The sequence below is a fragment of the Thermotoga sp. genome, from assembly GCF_021162145.1.
In the GTDB taxonomy this organism is placed as follows: Bacteria; Thermotogota; Thermotogae; order Thermotogales; family Thermotogaceae; genus Thermotoga.
This window is the reverse complement of sequence record NZ_JAGGZH010000042.1, coordinates 22,480-29,506: the sequence shown is the minus strand read 5'-3', so window position 1 is coordinate 29,506 and position 7,027 is coordinate 22,480. Positions and strand designations below refer to the sequence as shown.

General features: G+C 48.2%; 1 protein-coding gene and 1 pseudogene. Both read right to left on the bottom strand.

Annotated elements, in window-relative coordinates:
* Window positions 1-3,082: pseudogene (rpoC, locus tag J7K79_RS03465) on the bottom strand (DNA-directed RNA polymerase subunit beta'); the annotation flags it as partial.
* A 16-nt stretch (window positions 3,083-3,098) separates the two neighbouring features.
* The gene (locus J7K79_RS03460; RefSeq protein ID WP_296905208.1) at window positions 3,099-6,887 is read right to left on the bottom strand and encodes a DNA-directed RNA polymerase subunit beta; all 3,789 of its coding nucleotides are present in this window, start codon (window positions 6,885-6,887) and stop codon (window positions 3,099-3,101) included.
* Window positions 6,888-7,027 lie beyond the last annotated feature (140 nt).

Genomic DNA, 7,027 nt, shown 5'->3' with positions numbered 1-7,027 from the left:
TTGGATCGTACGCTTTGATCATCAATCCTCTGATACCCGCGAGCTGTTTCACCTGATCGATGTTACCTCTCGCTCCGGAGTTCACCATCATGTAGATGGGATTAAACGGGTCCTCTGCAAGCGTTTCAGATGTGAGCTTTGTAATTTCCTCGGTGACATTCATCCAGAGCCTTATGATTTCACTCTTTCGCTGCTCTTCAGTTAAAAAACCTCTTTCGTAGTTTTCCTCGATGATTCTGACCTTTTCCCAGGTTTTCTTCAAGATCTCGTCACGTTTTAGTGGAATCTTCAAATCTTTGAGCGAGAGTGTGAGTCCAGAGACGGTTGCATAGTGGAAACCGAGGGTTTTCACGTCGTCGAGAAGGTCAGCCGCTCTGTCTATACCGTATCTCTTGAAAGTTTCATAAACAAGAGCGTTTATCTGCTTCTTATCGAATATTTTGCTGTAGTCTCTCAAATCTTCCGGAAGTATATTGTTGAAGATGACTCTTCCAAGGGTCGTCTTTATTCTCTTCTCCTCCCCTTTCATGTTCACCTTTATGAGAATCGGTGTATGAAGCTTTATGTATCCAAGATGATACGCTAGCATCGCCTCCTCAGGAGAGGAGAACCTCCATTTGATATCCTCTTCCCTTAAAGAGTTGAAATCCTTTCCTACCGTTGTGAGATAGTAGGATCCGATGATGATGTCCTGTGTTGGAAGAGAGATGGGTTTTCCGTGTGCCGGGGAGATTATGTTGTACCTTGAGAGCATGAGAAGCCTTGCTTCCGCCTGCGCAGCAGCCGAGAGTGGAACGTGAACGGCCATCTGGTCTCCATCGAAGTCTGCATTGAACGGTGGACACACCACGGGATGAAGCTGTATGGCGTTTCCTTCCACCAGCTTTGGTTCGAACGCCTGTATGGACATCCTGTGAAGCGTAGGAGCTCTGTTGAGAAGGACCACGCTACCTTTTATCACCTCTTCGAGTACTTCCCAGGCTTCGGGCATTTCTTTTTCTATGATCGCTTTTTTGACCTTTCTCATTGTTTTACTGGCGCTTCCTTCTCCTAAAAGTTTTGCCAGAACAAACGGCTTGAAAAGCTCCATCGCCATTTTCTTTGGGATACCACATTGGTGAATCTTCAGATGCGGACCGACAACGATGACGGCCCTTCCAGAATAATCCACCCTCTTTCCAAGAAGGTTCCTTCTGAACCTTCCCTTCTTTCCCTTCAGAAGATCGGTGAGGGACTTCAGAGGCCTGCCGTTTCTGTCTTTCAGAACCGCTCTTCTGTTTCTCTTTCCTTCAGAATCGGACCCGTTGTGTATGAGCGCGTCAACCGCTTCCTGGAGCATCCTCTTTTCATTCCTCAGGATGATCTCGGGGGCACCGAGTTCCAGTAGTTTCTTGAGCCTGTTGTTTCTGTTGATCAACCTTCTGTAAAGCTCGTTGAGGTCCGTTGTAGCGAATCTTCCTCCTTCGATCTGGATCATGGGTCTGAGGTCCGGAGGAATCACGGGTACAACTTCCAGCACCATCCACTCCGGTTTGTTACCCGATTTGATGAAGTCCTTTACCATCTTCAGCCTTCTTCTCAGCTTTATCGCTTTCGAACTGGAAGCGGGCAGCTTCTTTAGCTCAGCTTCGAGTTCAGCTCTCAGTTCCTCTAAATCCAGATTTTGAAGAAGTTTTTTTATCGCCTGGGCACCGGCATCTGCTACTATTTTTTCTGGATAAATCTGGAGGTACGCCTCGTATTCGTTCTCGGTGATGATATCTCCCATCTTCAGACCCGTTTCTTTCGAGACCTCGGGATCTATGTCCGTTACAACCACAATTGGCCTGTCGTTTTCCGTTCTTTCCTCAACATCGAACATGGTCGGATAGTGCGATTCGAAGATCTTATATTCAGTGGAGGAGAGGTATTCTTCTTCGAACAGAAATCTGTCGGCAAGGTGGTCTCCTTTTTTCACCTTGTCACCGTTGTTCACGTAGACAAGGGCACCTTCGAAAACAGGGTACCTTCTTTCCTCTATCACTTGCTCGATGTACACGCTTCCCGACGAGAGCACCTCAAAACTGCCATCTTCCAGCGCTCTCATGTTGAGGTTGGAACCGAATTTCACTCTTCCGGATATGCTTGCCTTGACTGCTGGGAGAACGGTAGAGGTGGTGAGCTGATCACCCTTCTTCACCTTCTGACCGTTCGAGACGAGAACTTTCGCCCCGTACGGTACGGTGAAAACAACAGGTTGATCCTTGCTCGTCGTGAGAGGCTTTACCGTTATCGTGTTTGAAATCTCGTCGATTTCTACGTGCCCGTCGAACGGGGCATATATAGAGTCAACATTCATTTCTTTGGTCAGATCCTGTCCCTTTTCCACTTCCTGTCCATCTTTCACGGTGATGACCATGCCTGGAAGGACCGTGTGTTCAGCCCTGCTTACGTTTTTCACTATGATCCACGTGATCTCTCTTCCGGTGACGGATCTTTCTGTTTTCAGAGCAACTTCACCATCTATGTCCGAAAGAACCGGAGACCTGGGATTCTTCACGATGAACGCCTGTTCAACTTCGAAGTCCCATTTCTTCCTGTAAATCCTGTACTCCGTCTCGTAGATGATATCGCCCTGCGCGAAGGGTGTATCTTTAGGATCGGTGATGATGAACGCCCTTTCTATCACACGGCGACTTCCGTAGTAAATGATGTTCTCCAGATCGGCGACGTTCATATTCAAGAGGGTCCCGAGGACACTCGGAATGCTCTCCAGATACCAGATGTGAACGGCGGGTGCTGCCAGCTCTATATGTCCCATCCTCTTCCTTCTGGCCTCTCTGGACTCGACCCTAACACCGCACCTTTCACAGACGGTTCCCTCGTACTTCTTTCCCTTGTACTTACCACATGCACACTCATAATCCTTCACAGGGCCGAAGATTCTCTCACAAAACAGCCCATCGCGTTCAGGTTTGAACGTTCTGTAATTTATCGTCTCCGGTTTCTTTACCTCTCCACCAGACCAGCTTCTTATCACATCCGGGGAGGCTATTTTTATTTGTATCGCTTTTATTTTCCTCTTGAAAGAAGACATGGGCATCCTATCACCCTCCCGATCAGTACTTATCGATATCTATCTCCTTACCATTCTCGTCATAGAGTCTGACGTCGAGAGCCAGGCCTCTCAACTCCTTGATAAGGACTCTGAAGCTCTCGGGAACACCCGGCTCCGGTATGTTCATGTTTTTGAGTATGGCTTTGTAGGCTTCGTTTCTTCCTTTGATGTCATCGGACTTTATCGTGAGCATTTCCGCAAGTGTGTGAGCAGCACCGTAAGCTTCCAGGGCCCAGACTTCCATCTCACCGAGCCTCTGACCACCGAAGTGGGACTTTCCACCCAAAGGTTGCTGATGAATCAGAGAGTAAGGTCCCGTGGATCTTGCGTGTATCTTTTCCTTGGCTATATGTACCAGCTTGAGCATGTACATGTAACCGACTACAACCGGGTTGTCGAATGGCTCTCCCGTTCGGCCATCTCGCAGGATGACCTTTCCGGTGGGATTATTCTCATCGTCCCCCAGGTGCAGTCCCCTCTTCTTTCTTTCCTCATACAGCGGCTTCAAGATCTCGTCTTCGTGAGCACCTTCGAAAACAGGTGTTGCGAACCACTTACCCGTCAGTTTTGCAAGCCATCCAAGGTGTGTTTCAAGGATTTGACCCACGTTCATACGGGATGGTATTCCAAGCGGGTTTAGAACCATCTGCACTGGCGTTCCGTCAGGCAAGAACGGCATGTCTTCCTTTGGAAGGATGTTGGAAACAACTCCCTTGTTTCCATGACGTCCTGCCAGTTTGTCTCCTATGTCCAGCGTTTTTCTAGCCGCTACGTACACCCTGACTAGTTTCAAAACGCCGGATCCCAGGTCTGCTATATCGTTCTGATCGTATACATCCACTCTTATGACCCTTCCCTCAACGCCGTGTGGAAGTCTCAAAGAGGTGTCCTTGACGTCTCGACCCCTTTCCCCAAAGACAGATCTGATGATCTTCTCTTCGGGAGTGGTATCCCCTTCTCCCTTGGGTGTTACCTTTCCAACAAGTATGGCCTGGGAACCCACCCCGTAGTCGCTCACCACGTAAGCACCCACTCTTATGATTCCGTTTTCGTCGAGGTTCCTGAGGAGTTCTTTGCTCACGTTCGGAATATCAGCAGTGATCTCTTCGGGCCCCAATCTCGTTTCTCTGGCCTGGGTCTCGTAAACCTCTATATGGACAGACGTGAAAATATCCTCTTCGAGGAGTTCTTGACTGACCAAAATGGCATCTTCGTAGTTATAACCTTCCCACGGCATGAACGCCACGAGGATGTTCCTTCCAAGGGCCAGCTCACCCATGTCCGTTGCGGGACCATCGGCTATCGGTTCACCTTCTTTGACAAAGTCTCCTTCGTTCACAATAGGTTTCTGGTTTATGGTCGTATCCTGATTGGACCTCACGAACTTCAAAAGTCTGTACTCGTCCAGGACGGGCTCTCCGTTTTCATCGTACATGAGATTTCCGTTCTCATCGGTTCGATGGATGATGATTTTGGAAGCGTCCACTTCTTTCACGATTCCATTGTGCTTTGCCAGAACAACATAACCCGAGTTCTTCGCAGCCTCCCACTCCATACCTGTTCCAACGAGGGGAGCTTCCGTCTTTAGGAGGGGAACAGCTTGCCTCTGCATGTTGGAACCCATGAGAGCCCTGCTGGCATCGTCGTGTTCGAGGAAAGGTATGAGAGAAGCAGAGACGCTGAACGGCTGCTTCGTAGAAACGTCCATGAGGTCGACCTCTTCTTTCGGAACGAGTCTGATATCTTCACCTATACGTGCCACGACACGTTCTTGTATGATGTTTCCATCTTCGTCAACAGGTGTGGTGGCGGGAACTATCTTGTACTCTTCCTCCTCGTTTGCTCTCAGATAAACGATCTCGTCGGTTACCTTGCCGTTGACTACCCTCCTGTAAGGTGTCATCAGAAATCCGTATTCGTCCACCTTGGCGTATATCGCAAGCGAGGTGATAAACCCTATGTTCGCACCTTCGGGTGTTTCAATGGGACACAACCTTCCGTACTGAGAATAATGAACATTCCTCGCTTCGAAGACCTTCGATTCTCTCCTCAACCCACCGGGACCGACTGCCGACACCCTCCTCTTGTGGGTGAGCTCTGAAAGAGGATTCACTTGATCCATGAACTGGGAGAGCTGGTTCATAGCAAAAAACTGATTAACCGTTGAGATTATGGATTTGATGTTTATCAAACTCTGTATAGAGACCTTACTCAGAGAATTTATCAGGGTGAGTCTTTCCTGTATGGCTTTTTGCGCACGGGCAAAGAGTCTTTCGAATTCCCTCTGTACAAGTTCTCCAACAGACCTGATGCGTTTGTTTCCAAGATGGTCTTTCGTATCGAAGGGAATCGATGGAAGTTCTTTGTTTATGTTGGAAACGTATCTGATGGCCGCGAAGACACCTATGTCCGATGTGACATCGTAGCTCCTTCTGAACGCGGAGATGAGCTTTCTCAAATCGTACGGCGCTGTCTTCCTCTTCGAAAGATACTCCTCTTTGAATATTCTTATCAAGTTTTTCATCTCGTAGGAATCTATCTCGAAGTCGTTGATGTATCTCCTTTCGAAATAATCGAACAGTATTCTGGAAGCCAGAACGATGTCGAGAGGTTTCAAAATGGTGGCAGTTTCGTTGTACGTTTTCTTTCTGGCTTCTTCCGGGTCTTCACCCTCGACCTCCACCAGATATCTGACGTAAGCGTTCTTCAGTCTCTCGTTTACTTTATACCTTCCCACTTCCGAAAGATCATACCTTTCCGGATTGAAGAACAGATCGTGCAGATACCTCCTTGCGGCGTTGATCCTTGGGAGTTCTTCTGGCCTCAATCTTCTGAAGATCTCAAGGTAAGCATCCACGACCGTCACTTCATTCAAGCCGTAGACCTTCGTTTTCTCCTCTTCAGCCTCGCTTTCTTCACCAGTGGAAAGGATCTCCAGCATTTTCTCGAACGTGTTCTGAGCGATCGGGTGAACGATTTTGATCTGCTCTATGTTAGGTGACATCAGAATTCTTTCCGCCAAGTCCTTGGTGAGGATATCCCACTTTTCTGCTATCCGCCTGTCACCGTCGTAGATATCTTCGAGAATGATAGAACCCACGTGCAAAAGCAGACTATCCTCGTCGTCCCCATCGAGGAATGTGGGATAGAGAGAGAGGATGTCTTCATCCTTTTCGTATCCTATGGTCTTCAAGAACAGAAAAAGGTTGACTTTTTTCCCGTCCAGACCAGCGTAAAGGACACCATCGTACGGGTCAAGGATAACCTCGAGCCACGCCCCTCGGGACGGTAGGAAATAACCACCGTATTCCTCTCTATCTATGTATTCCGCCGAAAAGTAAAGCCCTGGAGAAACAACGATCTGATTCACCACAACCCTTTCCGCACCGTTTATTATGAAGGTACCTCTTTCCGTCATGTAGGGAATGTATCCCAGAAATACTTCTTCTTCTTTCATCTCACCACTCTTTATGTCCGTGAGACGCGTGGTTGCGTACACGGGAACGCTGTAGGTCAAACCTTTGGCTTTACATTCGAGAGGGTCAACGGTAGGATCACCCACTCTCGTGGAGACGAATTCGAGTGCGAACCCCTTGTCGGATCTCTTCAGGTCTGAACGGGTCGATTGTGAGTAGATCGGAGAGAACTTCTTGAGAACTTCGAGGAGACCTTTTTCGAGGAACCTTCGGTAGGAGTTTTTCTGAATTTCCACGAGGTCAGGTACGGGTAGGGGCTCTCGAGTTTTACCGAAAGAAACCCTCGTTCTCCTACCACAGGAAATCTCTTTCATTTTCTCACCTCTCATTATGGAGTGAAAAACCCCCAGGATTTCCTTCCTCCTGGGTTTTAACTGTTGGAAAAGAAAGAAAGCAGATGGGCGAGAAGAAATACTCGTATCGCACTCTCTTTATTAAAGCACAAAAACCCTGT

Excerpts from the sequence above, each read along its gene's own strand:
- J7K79_RS03460 (WP_296905208.1), bottom strand. The coding sequence starts at position 6,887 with ATGAAAGAGATTTCCTGTGGTAGGAGAACGAGGGTTTCTTTCGGTAAA.